Raw genomic sequence first — 15,938 nt, 5'->3', positions numbered from 1 at the left:
TTTTGCTATTGTCAAATACCCCGTTTTTGCGAATAATGAAAGCGTAAACAAAAACCTCACCAAAGAGGGAGCGAAAGTAAATGAAACGAATTTTTGAGGTTGACCCATGGAAAGTTGCCACACACAGGTTTTCCCCGGTGGATAAAAGGCTGCAGGAAAGCATTACTGCGATTGGCAATGACTATATGGGGATGCGCGGTAATTTTGAGGAAGGATATTCTGGCGATCAACTGCAGGGTACATACTTAGCAGGTGTCTGGTTCCCAGATAAAACGCGAGTAGGCTGGTGGAAAAACGGCTATCCGAAATATTTTGGCAAAACCATTAATGCCCCCAGCTTTATTGGAATTGGCATCACAGTTAATAATGAAAAAATTGACTTAGCCAAGATTAAATTTACAGATTTTTATTTTGAATTAGATATGCATCAAGGCTTGCTTAGCCGCAGCTTTATTTATGAGGGTGCAAATACTAAAGTCAAGTTTGAATTTCAGCGTTTTTTACACATCAGGTTAAAAGAAGCGGCTTTAATCACTGTTAAAGCTACTGTACTTGCAGGTCAGGCAGAAATTGAGTTTAATTCAACGCTTGACGGCACAGTTACTAATGAAGATAGTAACTATAATGAACATTTTTGGCTTAGCTGTAATGAGAATGCTGCAAAGCGTTCCATTCAAGTTATAACCAAGCCTAATCCTTACGATGTGCCTCAGTTTACGGTTTTATTAAAAGCAGGCCTAAGAAATAATAATCATGTTGTTAAGGGTACTGTTAAAACGGCAAAAGCAAAGTTAAGCGAGAAATTGGCAGTTACTTTAAATGCTGGAGAAAGTTACACTTTAGAAAAAGATGTGATCGTAATTACCAGTCGTGATGTAGCACCCGAAAAGCAAAGTGATCGTGCGGATGAGTTGATGCAACAATTGCAATCAAAAAGCTTTGCAGAAAATTTGGCTGATCATACTGCGGTTTGGCAAAAGCGTTGGACTAAAAGTGATGTGGTTATTACCGGCAATGATGAAGCGCAACAAGGTATTCGTTTTAACATTTTACAGTTATTCATGACGTATTACGGTGAAGACAAGAGACTTAATATCGGTCCTAAAGGTTTTACTGGTGAAAAATATGGTGGAGCCACATATTGGGACACAGAGGCTTTTATCTTTCCGATGTATCTTTGTATTACTAAGCCGAATGTCACGCGGGCGCTATTACAATACAGACATGATCAACTTGACGGTGCCTATTATAATGCTAGGCAGCAGGGCTTGGCCGGAGCACTTTTCCCAATGGTAACCTTTAACGGGATTGAATGTCATAACGAGTGGGAAATTACTTTTGAAGAGATACACCGTAATGAAGATATTCCCTTTGCAATCAAACAGTATACTAGCTATACGGGAGACGAATCATACGTTAAGAACGAAGGCATGGATGTCCTGGTAGGCACTGCCAGATTTTGGGCTGATCGAGTCCATTATTCTAAATGGCGGCATAAATATGTTATCCACGGAGTAACAGGACCTGATGAATACGACAATAATGTTAATAATAATTGGTTTACCAATATTATGGCGCAATGGGTATTGCAATATACTTTAAAGAGACTGCCACTTGCGGATAAGGCTGCTCAGGAGCGTTTAAACGTAACTAAAGAAGAAAAGGCAAAATGGCAGGACATTATTGAAAATATTTATTTACCTGAAGATAAAGAACGCGGCATTTTCTTACAGCAAGATGATTTTTTGGACAAAGATATTAGACCGGCTACAGAAATTCCGCTTGACCAAAGACCAATAAATCAGCATTGGTCTTGGGATAAAATCTTACGGTCACCTTTCATCAAGCAGGCCGATGTATTGCAGGGTATTTATTACTTGGATGACAGGTTTACCAAGGAACAAAAAGAGCGTAACTTTGCATTTTATGAGCCGTTGACGGTGCATGAAAGTTCACTTTCCGCCTGTATTCATTCAATTTTGGCCGCGGAATTAGGGCGTAAAAAGCAGTCAGTAGAATTTTATGAACGCACAGCCCGCCTAGATCTCGATAACTACAATAATGATACAGATGACGGCCTGCACATTACTTCGATGAGCGGTTCTTGGCTGGCAATAGTCCAGGGATTTGCCGGCATGCGTTATGGTCACAATCAATTGAAATTTAATCCTTTTGTGCCAGATAATTGGACCGGGTATAGTTTTAAAATTAATTATCGTGGCCGCTTAATTCAGGTAGAAGTAACGCAGCAGGAGACACGCATTACGTTAATTAGCGGAAAGGAACTAACGATTTTAGTTAAAGAACAAAAGATTACTTTAAAAGAGGGTGAACAAAAGTGCTTAAAGGCTTAATTTTTGATTTAGATGGTGTCCTAACGGATTCAGCCAAATTTCACCTGGCGGCGTGGAATAATTTAGCTCAAGAACTGGGTATTAAATTGACCAGTGCGCAGTTAGATTCTCTGCGGGGAATATCACGGATGGACTCTCTTGATTTAATTCTGAAGTATGGCAAGCAGGAAAATAAGTACACCAAGACCCAAAAAGAAGAATTTGCGGCAGAAAAAAATGAAAAGTTTTTAGAACAGGTCGAAACCATGACGTCAGCCGATATTTTGCCCGGAATCACAGAATTACTGGCAGACGCCAAAAAGGCAGGTCTGAAAATGTGTATTGCTTCTGCTTCTAAAAATGCCCCCAAAATCTTGAGTAAGCTAGGTATTGCTGATCAGTTTGATCAAATTGTTAATCCTGCTTTACTGGAACGCGGTAAGCCGGATCCAGAAATTTATCAAAAAGCACAGCAATTATTGCAGCTGCATAATGATGAAGTAATTAGCTTTGAAGATGCGGCTGCCGGTGTTGCGGCAATTAAGGCTGCGCACCAGTTTGCAGTGGGAATTGGAGATAAACAAATACTTAAAGGAGCTGATTATATCGTTAAATCTACAGAAGAATTAAAGCTGGATAAAATTGTGGCTGTATTTAAGAAAAATAATAAGAAGGTAGGTTAAAGATATGGTTGAAGTTGACTTAAACCATATGTGTAAAAAGTATGAAGGCAATGATCACTATTCAGTGAAAGACTTTGATTTACACATTAAAGATAAAGAGTTCATTGTTTTTGTCGGCCCCTCAGGCTGTGGTAAATCAACTACTTTAAGAATGATTGCGGGATTAGAGGATATTAGCAAAGGTACTCTTGAAATTGATCACAAGGTAATGAACGATGTGGCACCCAAAGACCGTCACATTGCCATGGTTTTCCAGAACTACGCGCTTTATCCGCACATGTCAATCTACGATAACATGGCATTCGGCTTGAAACTGCGCCATTATCATAAAGATGAGATTGATAAAAGGGTACAAAATGCTGCTAAGATTCTTAATTTGCGTGAATATTTGGATAAAAAGCCGGCAGAACTTTCTGGTGGTCAAAGGCAAAGAGTTGCACTAGGACGGGCAATAGTGCGGGATGCTCCCATCTTCTTGATGGATGAGCCCCTGTCAAACTTGGATGCGAAACTGCGTGTTTCCATGCGGGCAGAAATTGCCAAGCTGCATCAGAACTTAGGTACAACTACAATTTACGTTACTCATGATCAGACTGAAGCTATGACCTTGGCTGACCGGGTAGTCGTAATGTCAGTTGGTAAAATTGAACAGATTGGGACACCGCAGGAAGTATATAACCATCCAGTTAATCAATTTGTCGCCGGCTTTATCGGTTCACCGCAAATGAATTTCTTTAATGTCCACTATCACGACGGTCAAGTCACTGATGGCAAGGGCCTTAATCTGGGAATACCTGAAGGCAAGTCAAAATTGCTTAATGAGCAGGGTTATAATGACCGCGACTTGATACTGGGTATTCGGCCAGAAGATATCCACGCAGAAGAGGCCTTTTTAGAAACTTGGCCTGACGCGGTGGTCGAATCTGAAGTCGTTGTTTCTGAACTCTTAGGCGCTACTATTCAGCTTTACCAAAGAGTGGATGAAACAGAGTTTGTAGCTAACATCAATGCCCGAGATGTTTATCAACCAGGGCAAAAAGTCAAGATGGGCTTTGATTTGAACAAAGCACACTTTTTCGACAAGGATACGACCTTGGCGGTAGTTAATTAGGGAATAAAATCAGTGACTTCAATTGTCATTGATATAAAAACATGTTGTTTTATATTAGGAGGTAAATAACATGAGTATTTGGAAGAAAGTAGCTTTAGGAAGTACAGCAGTTTTAGCTGCAATGTCACTTGCAGCATGTTCTAATGGTAAGTCAGACTCTTCATCAAGCAGCAGTAGTAATCAAAATACTAAGTTGACTTTATGGGTTGATACTAACCAGGTATCATACTACAAGAAAATTGCCAGTGATTTTACTAAATCACATAAGAATATTTCAGTGCGCGTTACGCAAAATCCAACCGGATCAGCTAATGCTAAAACTGATGTGGGCAAGGACCCTTCAAAAGCAGCCGATGTTTTTGAAGCACCAAATGATCAATTAGGCCAACTGGCAGATTCTGGTTATATTAACCCGCTGTCACCAAAAGATAGTAACAATATCAAGTCTAATTACATTGACGTTGCAGCTAAAGGTGTAACTTGGAAAGGCAAGATCTATGCTTATCCATATGCACAACAAGCACAAACAATTTATTACAACAAGTCTAAATTATCAGCAAGCGATGTAAAAGACTGGAAGACTTTAACTTCAAAGGGAGTTGTGGCAACAGACTTTACTAACGCTTATGTTATGTGGCCGGTATTCTTCTCTGCTGGTACAAAGCTTTATGGTGACAGTGGTGAAGATTTGAAGGGCTCAACCTTTAATTCTGCTAAAGGTGTTAACGCATTGAAGTGGTTTGCAGAGCAAAAGAATAACAAGGGCGTAATGCAGACCTCTAATGCTTTGAACCAATTGAAGAAGGGCAACGCTCAAGCCATCTTGGATGGTCCTTGGAACGCGGCTAATATTAAAAAGATTTTAGGTAAGAACTTTGCTGTTGCTAAGTACCCAATGATTAATGTTGATGGCAAGAATGTGCAAATGCAGGCCTTTTTGGGAATCGAAGGGTTCGCTGTTAATGCTCATACTAAGAACCCTAAGGCTGCATCACAATTAGCAGCATTTATTACAGATAAAAAGTCACAATTAATTGCTCATAAAGAAGCTGGTCAAATCCCTGTTCTTAAGGAAGCAGTTAATGACCCAGTAATTAAGAACGATCCAGTTGCTGATGCTGTAATTGAAATGTCTAAACCTGGCAATTCAGTCTTAATGCCGAAATTACCACAAATGTCTGTCTTCTGGAACGATGTTCCTCCTCTAATCAATGGTGCATATGATGGTAAAGTTAAACCTGATCAATATAAAGCACAACTTGATAAATTAGCTAAGCACTCATCAAAGAAATAGTTAATTAAAATACTTAAAGGTTGGACAAGTAGTGCCCAACCTTTTTGTTCAAGAAGAGGAAGAATTATGTTTAGAAAGAAAAAACATGCGGCACCTGAGGCAACCTTTAAGGAAGTATGGTCTAAAGGCAATATTGCTACTAAATTATCATTCTTTTTTATGGGTTCCAATGCTTTGGCAAATAAGCAATGGGTAAAAGGCCTAGCATTATTGCTGGCAGAAGTGGCCTTTATTGCTTGGTTTGTTTTTAGTGGCATATCCGCAATTAGTATGTTGTCAAGTTTGGGACCAATTAAAAGTAAAAAGGTTGTTTATGATAGCGCACAAGGCGTTTATATTACCAAGCAACCTTCAAACTCCGTTTTGATTCTTTTGTTTGGCTTACTGGCAATTATTGTTTGTATTGCAATGGTTTACTTATACATTGTCAATCTGCGCTCTACCAGAAAAAATTATGTGCTCCAGCGGGATGGCAAACACATTTTAACCAATAAAGAAGAACTGGCAAACTTGTTTGATTCTCGTTTGCATGATACTCTGATGACTTTTCCAATCATCGGTATTCTCTGTTTTACCATTTTGCCAACAATCTTTATGATTTCAATGGCATTTACCAACTATAACCGGCAACACCCAATTGCCTTTTCTTGGACAGGATTTCAAGCTTTTGGCAATGTCCTTAGTGGTGACCTCTCAGGCACGTTCTTTCCGGTTTTGGGTTGGACACTCGTCTGGGCGGTAGCTGCTACGGCAACAACATTCTTTTTTGGAGTTTTGCTTGCCTTACTGATTGAATCTAAAGGAATAAAACATAAAGGCTTCTGGCGGACAATCTTTGTGATTGTCTGGGCTGTACCTCAGTTTGTTTCTTTGTTAATGATGGCTCAGTTCTTAGATTATCAGGGCGCACTCAACAATATCTTAATGAATATCGGCTGGATTTCTCATCCGTTACATTTTATTGACAGTCAAGCCTCACCTTTGGTAGCACGAATAACGGTTATTATTGTTAATATGTGGATCGGTATCCCGGTCTCAATGCTGGTTTCGACTGCGATTATTCAAAATTTGCCAACGGATCAAATTGAAGCCGCAAAAATCGATGGTGCTAATGCCTTACAGGTATTCAAGTCAATTACTTTTCCACAAATATTATTTGTGATGGCGCCTTCTCTTATTCAACAGTTTATTGGTAATATTAATAACTTTAACGTGATCTTCCTGTTAACTGGAGGAGCACCAATGAATAACAAGTATAATGGTGCAGGTTCTACCGACCTGTTGGTAACGTGGCTGTACAACTTAACCTTTGGTCAGGAGCAACGCTACAATGCATCAGCGGTCTTGGGTATTCTCATCTTTATTATTAGTGCGGTATTTTCATTAATTGCATACCGCCATACCAATGCTTTTAAGGAGGGCTAAAAATGAAATCATATCAAAATCAAAAACGCCTTTCACTCATTTTTCGTTACCTATTATTAATTATCCTGGCTGTAGTTTGGATTTTACCAATTATCTGGATAATATTAGCCAGTTTTTCCTATAATGATACGGGATTTGTTTCAACTTTTTGGCCTGAAAAATTTACTTTTGACAACTACATTGGTATTTTTACTAATTCACAGTACCCACTAGTCAGCTGGATTATTAACACATTAATTGTTTCTATACTTTCAATGATCATTTCTACTTTTTTAACGATTTCGGTTGCTTATGTTTTATCACGGCTACGCTTTTCGTTTAGAAAGCCATTCATGCAGATTGCACTAGTCTTAGGAATGTTTCCTGGATTTATGTCAATGATTGCTCTTTATTACATTTTAAAGGGCTTAAACATGTTAAACCTTGGCGGCCTGCTACTGGTATATGTCGGTGGTGCCGGACTGGGATTCTACGTTGCCAAAGGCTTCTTTGACACGGTACCATTTTCAATTGATGAAGCAGCTGAAATTGACGGGGCCACTAAATGGCAAATCTTCATGCACGTTGATTTGCCATTAGCTAAGCCCATGATAGTTTACACTGCTTTAACAGCCTTTATTGGTCCGTGGACTGACTTTATTTTCTCGGGAATTATTTTGTCAACCTCTGGCAATCCTAAAACATACACAATTGCGTACGGACTTTATAACATGGTGCACAACACTAAAGGCAATGCTACCGCGTACTTTGCGGAGTTTGTTGCTGGTTGTGTGATTATCGCTATTCCAATCACGATCTTATTCGTCTTCATGCAGAAGTTTTACGTCAACGGTATTACGGCTGGCGCAGAAAAGGGATAGGACTTAGTAAGAAAAATGCGGCTCACAAGAGTCGCATTTTTTGTTACTCAAAATTTTCATATAAAAATAGAACAAAAAAGGCTTGCTTCCAACCTATTGCATCAGAACCAAACCTTGTATGTCATATATAAACTAGTTTATATTGTCTTGTCATAAATGCTTAAAGCTTTTTGCTTTTGTTCATCTGACATTGGAGAAGATGGTGTTAAAGCCACAACGTTATTCGGAATTCCTCTTTGATCGAGAATATATTTGAATAAAGTCATAAATGGGTTAACTATATTTAATAGTTCAGAAGCTTCAGCAATTGTCTTTTGTTCTTTTGCCACTTGCTCATCATTACCAGCCTCATAGTTTCTTAACAAGTCAACACAAACATGACTGTAGAGGTTAGATAATCCGCCAACTACACCTTGACCGCCAGCTTTAACTACATCAATTACATTACCGTCATAGCCAGTGTAAACTCTAAATTCAGGGTACTTTGCATTTACAACTTTGATAGTGTTGAGAGTGTGGTTGACGTCTCCAACAGTATCTTTAATTCCGACAATATTGGAATTGTCTTTTAATAAAGTTAAGAGAATGTCAGCGTTAACATCATAACCAGTTCTGTCAGGATAATTGTAGATTATAATATCACCTTTAATAGCTTTAGCCATCTTATTATAGAAGGTAATAATACCAGCTCTATCACAAGACATGTAATATGGTCCTACAAGCAAAATGCCATCTGCACCAAGTTCCAGAGCTTTGTTAGCAAATTTAATAGTTAATTGATCATCCATACGATTGGCACCGACTAAAACTTTAGTCCGGTGGTCAATATACTTAATTGCATCTTCTACTAAAGATTGACAAACTTCAAAGGTTTGAGCATAGAATTCTCCACAACTGCCTAAAAGAGCAATTTCTGAAATTCCATCTTCAATCAGGCGGTCATACAGCTTATGCATAGCGTCAAAATCTACAGTACTTTCATCTTTTAAAATAGTCAAAATAGGGCAAATATATTCTTTCTTCATCTTTCTGTCTCCATTTCTGTATAATAATTTTAATTTCCAATTTTAACTAATACTTAGCCGAAAAACATAAAGGCCACAACTTCATTGATAATAGACACAATCCACATTGTTGGCACCCCATATTTTAGGAAACTCTTGGTATCAACTTTCATATAATCAAGTCCCCAAATGTTCCAAGACTGTGTAACGTCAGTAGACACTGCAAGTAAACTTGGAATCAGTAACAGTGGTAGTAAGAAATAATCACTGAATAAATGGGTACCTGAAAGAACTGCAGCAGTAGCCGCACCAGCTCCCCAAACGTGTAGAGGACCTCTAAATAGTGCTAATGGAGCTAATACTCCAAATATCAGCGCTAATATTAAGTGACCATGAGGCAAAATTGCACTGAACAGGGGCTTAAAATGAACTGCGTCAATTTTGGCGGCTCCTGTAAACATTGTCAGTGCCATTAAGAACATGATTAAACCAGCAATATCTGATATAGCTTTTTTGACAGTATCATTAATGAAATCTACTAATTTCTTATAGTTATTCATTTTTTTCGTCAAAAGCATGGCTAATATTGCAGCTAAAGTAAGTGACGGTACAGCATCCCACTTAAAAAGCATATTCATTGCGACTGGGACAATTGGTACTATATAAGCAATTTTTGAAATTTTTGGTTGCTGATCACTGTTGTCAATTTTGGCACCAATAACTGCGAGGTTTTCTTGTGCTTTTGCAGGGTCGATTTTTTTACGATTTAAGACGAGCAGAAGTATTACGAATGCCAGTTGGATAATCGCTGCTATCCAAGCGAATTTCAGATACTTGTTATCATAGGTAACGGATGGAAAGAAAGGTTTTATTTGATTAAATAAAACCACATTAATGTACATTGGCGCACCGATAGCTAAACAAAAAGTTGTTAAAGCCAAGTCGCGCGGAATGCCTACTGATAGTATAATCGGTAATAAAATTACCCCGATAGCTATAACTGAGCCAACTCCGTATGCACTGATAAAAATAAACGAAGTAACCAATAAAACTAAAATTGCCGATAATAAAGGTTTCTTTTTACCAATCCTATTTGTTTCTTCAGAAATAGAAGACGCTATGCCACTTTCAACTAGTACTCGGCCAAACCAGGAACCAAAGATGATATAAATAATTGTTGGTCCATAACCAAGAACTGGTTCAGTGAATATTTTCTTGATAGCTGTGTCAAAGGGAACAAGTCCAATGATAGCCCACAAGATAGCCATCACAAATAGGCCAATTGTTAAATTGCCGCCCTTTAGTATGAAATAAATAAAAAGGAAAAAGCTGATTAATAGTAAAATCGGAATTATATATGAAACCATAATTTTTCTTCCTTAATTAGCTTAAAAACAAATCTAAATTGATAGTATAAAACTACAAATAAACCGAATAAGTAATTTAGTCAAAGACTTAGCTATTTCACCTATCTTTTTTTATTTGCAATAAATATATTTTTAGGTAAGCGCTTACCTATGTTTAATTCTGATACATTAGGAAGAAAAAAGCAATACTTTTGGGAAAGTTTTTTACTGATCGCATACACATATACCTTAAAACAGCGATTAAATAGAAACTAATGGAGATAATTTTATTGGCAAAATAAAGAATTTTTATGATGTAGAATTACTTAACCTTGAGACTTTGACTAAAAATAGTTAATTATAAAAAAGAGTTTACAGATAACATTTTAAGTAAAAAATCTTTTTAGGTTTAGAATGAAATAAAAAAGAGGCTATGCTTATGGAAAATCTCAAAATTATTCAAGGCGACATTACTAAATTAACTATAGATGCAATTGTTAATGCCGCAAACAAGTCTTTATTAGGTGGCTTGGGCGTTGATGGTGCAATACACCAAGCAGCTGGACCAGAACTGCTGGCCGAGTGCAGACAGCTTCATGGCTGTGAAACAGGTCAGGCTAAGATTACCAAAGGATATCAGTTGCCTGCTAAATTTGTCATTCATACTGTGGGACCAATTTATTCAGGTTCTAAACAAGATAATGAGTTATTAAGGAACTGTTATATAAATTCGTTAGATTTAGCTAAAGATCATAATCTGCATAGCATTGCTTTCCCGGCAATTTCTACTGGAGCTTACGGTTTTCCTGCTGCACCAGCTGCCCATATTGCTTTTACAGCCGTGCGGAATTGGCTCACGGAACATTCTGACTATCAAATGAAGATTATTATGTGTGCGTTTGATGCTAAAACAGCAGAGTTATACCGAACAGAAGTTAAAAAATAGGCTTGCGTATAAATTAAGAAGGTTAATTTTAATTGCTTTTCAAAAATTAATCTTACTAATGTCGAGCTATCCCTTTAACTTTTTTATTAAATTATAATTAACTTGTCTATAAAATAATAACCAAGCCAGTAACATGACTTGGTTTTTTATATAAAAACAGTTCTGAAAGTTGACTAACTATAAACGTTCATTAGTTGCTGGACCTCGACTACTGGTAGAGTGTCGCCAATTTCGTAGTTGTGAGGCAGGACAAGCTAAAATTAATGCTAGATAAACTTGAGTAAAAATGAAAAAAGTAATATTATTAATTAAAAATATTAATAAAAAATAAAAATTAGGAGGAATATGCCTTTAATCAAATATTTTAAAAGAGCTAAGTGGCAATTTAGTATAGTAATTGCCTTAACTGTTATTAATTCCGGCTTTTCAACACTTGCAGGAATTGCCAGTGCAAATGCCCTAACTCAGGTCACCAAACTGCATGCCCAACTGTTTTTTATTTGGGTCACAATTATGGCTGCTGCCTATGTCATGTACGCGATCTTTACCTACTTAATTTCAATCAATCAAACAAAATTGAAGCAGCAAATTGATCTGCTAATTCGGCAGGATGTGGCACAAAAGTTGGCCCAGTCGGAGTATCAGTCCTTTCATCAGCAAACAACTGCAACTTACGCGTCATGGCTAACGAATGATATTAACACGATTAATGACTTTGGCGTAGACGACCTGATGATGATTGTGCAACAAATTAGCGAAATCTTGCTGGGAGCAGTCACTTTAGCATATTTTCAGGTTAGCTTACTTGCCACTGTTGTTATCTTAACTGCAATTATGGCAGTGGTACCTAATTTGTTTTCAAAATGGTTATCTAAACGTTCCCTTGAATTCTCCCATGCGCAAGAACGATTGGTTAATAAAATTAATGATGTCCTGAATGGCTTCAATACCTTATTTTTAGCAAATTTACCCCAGGTAATTGTTAAAAGAATTAATCAGGGATCTAAAGATGTAAAGAAAAATGCTGTTGATTACGTTAAGGCAACTGGTTTTACCCAATCATTTACCAATTGTATTGCCTATTTAAGCCAAGTAATTGTTTTAGCCCAGAGTGGCTATTTGATTTTGCGGCATCTTACGCCAGTGGGAACTATTAGTGGTGCGCAATATTTTGCCGGTACAATTTTTGCCGAATTAAGCGGTATTAGCTTTAACTGGCAAGAATTTAGATCACTTAAACCAATTATGGATAAGCTGGCAAATATTAAAACGGTCACGCAGCCTGATCAAAAAACTGAAATTGCTGCCAGTCAAATTCAAATTAAGGGTCTTTCGTATACATATCAGGGGAAGAACCAACCAATTTTAGACAATCTGAATTTAACTATTGAAGAAGGGAAAAAGTACCTCTTGCTCGGTGATTCTGCTGCAGGCAAATCAACACTGCTTAATATTATTAGTGGTCTGCTAAAAAATTATACTGGCACGCTTAAATTGGGTGGCATAGACTATGCTAAAATAACTGACACCCAGTTGCATCGAGTAATTTCTTATGTCGAACAAACGCCCTATATTTTCGCGGCTAGTTTAAAATGGAATTTAACTTTGGGGCAAAAGGTTGCTCCTGCAAAGCTAAACCAGGTCATTGCAGCATGTGGCATTGATAAAATAATTGCCCATCTTCCAGCTGGCATCAACACGATACTGGCAAATCAGGGGTCTAATTTATCTGGTGGGCAAAAGCAGAGAATTGCGCTTGCACGGGCACTTTTACGTGATACACCAGTGTATCTTTTTGATGAGGCGACCTCATCATTAGATAAGGCGGCCAGCATTTCCTTGGAAAAGTTGATTTTGGCTCAGAAAAATAAAACCGTTGTTTTAGTAACACATCATCTACAAAAAGAAACAGCTGACTTATTTGACGGAAATATTATTTTAGATAAATAGGCTGTGAAACTGAATTCAAAGCATTATTTGTGGTAAAGTGACGGCAAAGCTTCACCAGTGATAGCTTTTTAATTACTAAATCTTATTTTGGTAATTTAGTCACAATAATACCCCCAAATTTAGGACAAATTTGGAGGTATTTTCACATAAACAAAGCTTTTATTTTACAATCATGGCAAAGGCTTCATATGGCCTTAAGTTAATGTTGTTAAGTGATTGCGGTGCATTATAGTTACTAATTAAAACTTGGTCAATTTTATCTGGTGCAGAAAACTGTTCAATACTACCAGTCAAATTGGCAACGATTAACCAGCGCTCACCAGCAAGTTCACGGTAATAAGCTAAGACGTTAGAACTCGCAGGAACAGGGGTAAAACTGCCATTAGTGATAATTTCGTTTTCATGACGTAATTTAATGAGTTTTTGATAGGTATAAAAAATTGATTGTGGGTCCGCCAAAGCAGCTTGAACGTTAATATCCTGATAATTAGGATTAAGTGCCAGCCAAGGCTTACCAGTAGTAAAGCCAGCAGCTTTAGCCGTTGACCATTGCATCGGCCTGCGGGCATTGTCGCGTCCTTTGGCATTGATTGACCTGATAAGTTCTTCTTTGGTATAACCTTGCTTGATTCGCTCATTATACATATTGATACTCTCGAGGTCTTCAATTTCTGAAATATCTTTGACCGGGCAGTTAGTCATACCAATTTCTTCACCATTATAAATATAGGGGGTACCACGCATTAAATGTAGGGCAATGGCAAACATTTTGGCAGATTGTACGCGGTATTTACCGTCATCACCCCAACGTGAAATGACACGGGGAATGTCATGATTTTCCCAAAACAAACTGTTCCAACCGTGGTTATAATCTATTTGTGTCTGCCATTTAAGCAAAACTTCCTTAAGATCACTGGCTTTAAACGGCTTGAGATCCCATTTTGGTTTTCCTGCTTGCTTATCAATATTCTGATCTTCAAACTGAAAAATCATTGAGAGTTCATGTCGAGCGGGATCTGAATATTTACGGGCGCTGTCAAGGTCGGCACTCCAAGTCTCACCAACAGTGACTACATCACGGTTAGCCAAAACAGCTTGGTTCATTTCCTGAAGATAATGATGAAGTTGTGGACCATTTTCGCGAATTTTACGATCAGGTTCCTTGCCAATCAGTTCAATTACGTCCATCCGGAAGCCGCCAATGCCTTTATCAAGCCAGAAGTTCATCATGTCGTATATTTTGTGCCGTAATTGCGGATTTTGCCAATTCAAATCTGGTTGTTGCGGGGCAAAAAAGTGTAAATAATACTGGCCCGTTTGATCATCGAATTGCCAGGCAGAACCTGAAAAGTCAGATTTTAAATCATTTGGTTCATGATCAGCAACAGGATCACGCCAAATATAAAAATCGCGGTAAGGATTATCTTTACTTTTACGTGCCTCAATAAACCATTGATGTTGATCAGAGGTATGATTAACAACTAAGTCCATGATGATCCGAATGCCGCGTTTTTTAGTCTCACTGATCAGCCTGTCCATGTCTTGCATGGTGCCATATTGCGAATCAATTGCTTCATAATCAGCAATATCATAACCATTATCGATGCCAGGAGATTTGTAAATTGGCGAAAGCCAAATTGCATCAACCCCCAATTTTTGTAAATAATCCAAGTGACTAATAATGCCGGGTAGGTCTCCGATACCGTCACCATTGCTATCTTGGAAGGACTTGGGATAAATTTGATAAATTACTGCATTTTTCCACCAAGGTGTCATATTAATTCTCCTTTGCAATCGCTAACATTATCAGTTAATTATAACACTGCAGAATAATGAGAATTAATGTTACCGGTATCTGATTAAAGTCCTAAATCTGAGCGTAATTGCAGTGCTTCTTCGTCATTGCCCAGCTGCAATAAAGCATCTTTTAAGCATAACATGGGCTTGCCGTCACGATCAGGTGTTGTTTGTGCGTGAGCCAAAGAACTGAGAATGGCTTCATTGACAATATCAACTGTAATCCTAAAGTAGCGGTCAATTTTGTCATCAGTAATTGCCTGAATTGTGCTTAATTCCTGGTCAGGAAAATGACTTACGCGGTTAGCAGTAGAAAAAGCTAGGGTAACCTCACCACTGCCATTACCACTAAAGGAGCCAGTGCGTGTAATGCCAATACCAGAACGCTTGGCAATGCGTTTTAATTGCCTCGAGTTAAACGGAATATCGGTAGCAATTATTGTGATAATGCTGCCTTTTTCCTTACTGTCTTTGTTATCCACAAACTTTTTACCAATAGCATGGCCGTAAATATTGAGATCAGTGCTAAGACCGAAATTGGACATGACTAGCGCGCCCATTGTAAAGGTCTTACCGTCAATCTCGACTTGCCTTGATGCAGAGCCAATACCACCTTTAAGTTCATAGCAGCGCATACCTGTACCGCCACCAACGCCTCCTTCAGCAAAATCAGTTGTGGCAGTGGCAAAAGCATCGTTAACGTCATCTTCAGTGACACCCAAATCGCGAATATGATTAATTGAGCTGTCATTACATTCCATAATGATCGGATTGACACTACCAGTTGAAAGGCCAATTTCAGGGTTTTCGGCCAGCATTCTTTTGACCAAAGCCATCGAGGCAGTGCCCACGCTGAGAGTATTGGTTAACACTAGAGGCGTTTCGATTGTACCCAGTTCATTAATTTGAATTAAACCTGTACTTTTGCCAAAGCCGTTAATCACATGTGTAGCAGCCGGCATTTTTTTCCGAAAAATGTTGTCTGGGCAAGGGTTGATTACAGTGACACCGGTTCTGAGTCTATCAGTGACAATTGTCTTGTGGCCAACTGTAATTCCGGCAACATCTGTAATTAAGTTTTTTGGTCCAGGCTTAGTATCGCTAAGCGCAAATAAAAGTGGTTTGTTAAGTCCCATTTTTACTCCTTTTGTTTTTTAAAAATTTTCTTCTCTTATTAAAACGGTTTGCC

Annotated in this window: 12 protein-coding genes; 8 read left to right on the top strand and 4 right to left on the bottom strand. The window is 38.1% G+C overall.

What is annotated here, in order from left to right; genetic code table 11:
* The first annotated feature begins 80 nt into the window (after positions 1–80).
* The 6 genes from Q0R51_RS02415 to Q0R51_RS02390 all read left to right on the top strand — a co-directional run bounded on the left by Q0R51_RS02415 (position 81) and on the right by Q0R51_RS02390 (position 7,706).
* Positions 81–2,354, top strand: coding sequence for a glycoside hydrolase family 65 protein (locus tag Q0R51_RS02415; protein ID WP_294756430.1), 2,274 nt, complete (start codon positions 81–83; stop codon positions 2,352–2,354).
* Positions 2,339–3,016, top strand: coding sequence for a beta-phosphoglucomutase (pgmB, locus tag Q0R51_RS02410; protein ID WP_294756428.1), 678 nt, complete (start codon positions 2,339–2,341; stop codon positions 3,014–3,016). The genes Q0R51_RS02415 and pgmB overlap by 16 nt, the downstream gene beginning before the upstream one ends.
* 4 nt (positions 3,017–3,020) lie before the next feature.
* Positions 3,021–4,127: an ABC transporter ATP-binding protein gene (locus Q0R51_RS02405; RefSeq protein WP_122038132.1), complete on the top strand. Its 1,107-nt coding sequence runs from the start codon at positions 3,021–3,023 to the stop codon at positions 4,125–4,127.
* A 70-nt stretch (positions 4,128–4,197) separates the two neighbouring features.
* Entirely contained in the window at positions 4,198–5,421 is a 1,224-nt protein-coding gene (locus tag Q0R51_RS02400; protein WP_294756424.1) for an extracellular solute-binding protein, read from the top strand.
* A 66-nt stretch (positions 5,422–5,487) separates the two neighbouring features.
* A complete protein-coding gene (locus tag Q0R51_RS02395; protein ID WP_122038130.1) occupies positions 5,488–6,846 on the top strand; it encodes a carbohydrate ABC transporter permease in 1,359 nt (452 codons plus the stop codon).
* A 2-nt stretch (positions 6,847–6,848) separates the two neighbouring features.
* Entirely contained in the window at positions 6,849–7,706 is an 858-nt protein-coding gene (locus Q0R51_RS02390) for a sugar ABC transporter permease (protein ID WP_046325641.1), read from the top strand.
* A 137-nt stretch (positions 7,707–7,843) separates the two neighbouring features.
* Here the strand turns inward: Q0R51_RS02390 and Q0R51_RS02385 are convergent, their stop codons facing one another.
* Both Q0R51_RS02385 and Q0R51_RS02380 read right to left on the bottom strand, forming a co-directional pair.
* Entirely contained in the window at positions 7,844–8,731 is an 888-nt protein-coding gene (locus tag Q0R51_RS02385) for a dihydrodipicolinate synthase family protein (RefSeq protein WP_294756421.1), read from the bottom strand.
* A gap of 53 nt (positions 8,732–8,784) precedes the next feature.
* On the bottom strand, positions 8,785–10,077 hold the full coding sequence (locus Q0R51_RS02380) for a gluconate:proton symporter (RefSeq protein WP_294756420.1): 1,293 nt from the start codon (positions 10,075–10,077) through the stop codon (positions 8,785–8,787).
* Between the two features lie 418 nt (positions 10,078–10,495).
* On the opposite strand from Q0R51_RS02380, the gene Q0R51_RS02375 reads away from it, so the two are divergent.
* The gene (locus Q0R51_RS02375; protein ID WP_294756419.1) at positions 10,496–11,002 is read left to right on the top strand and encodes an O-acetyl-ADP-ribose deacetylase; all 507 of its coding nucleotides are present in this window, start codon (positions 10,496–10,498) and stop codon (positions 11,000–11,002) included.
* Between the two features lie 345 nt (positions 11,003–11,347).
* Positions 11,348–12,952 (top strand): ABC transporter ATP-binding protein, encoded by a 1,605-nt coding sequence (locus tag Q0R51_RS02370; protein WP_294756418.1) that lies wholly within the window; start codon positions 11,348–11,350, stop codon positions 12,950–12,952.
* A gap of 159 nt (positions 12,953–13,111) precedes the next feature.
* On the opposite strand, the gene Q0R51_RS02365 is transcribed toward Q0R51_RS02370, so the two are convergent.
* Positions 13,112–14,728, bottom strand: a complete 1,617-nt coding sequence (locus Q0R51_RS02365) for an alpha-glucosidase (protein ID WP_294756416.1) — start codon at positions 14,726–14,728, stop codon at positions 13,112–13,114.
* Between the two features lie 83 nt (positions 14,729–14,811).
* The gene (locus Q0R51_RS02360; RefSeq protein WP_294756414.1) at positions 14,812–15,885 is read right to left on the bottom strand and encodes a P1 family peptidase; all 1,074 of its coding nucleotides are present in this window, start codon (positions 15,883–15,885) and stop codon (positions 14,812–14,814) included.
* Between the last annotated feature and the right edge of the window lie 53 nt (positions 15,886–15,938).

The sequence above is a fragment of the uncultured Lactobacillus sp. genome (assembly GCF_946477725.1).
GTDB lineage: Bacteria > Bacillota > Bacilli > Lactobacillales > Lactobacillaceae > Lactobacillus.
The sequence above is the reverse complement of the archived record's forward strand: the minus strand, read 5'-3'. Positions and strand labels throughout refer to the sequence as shown.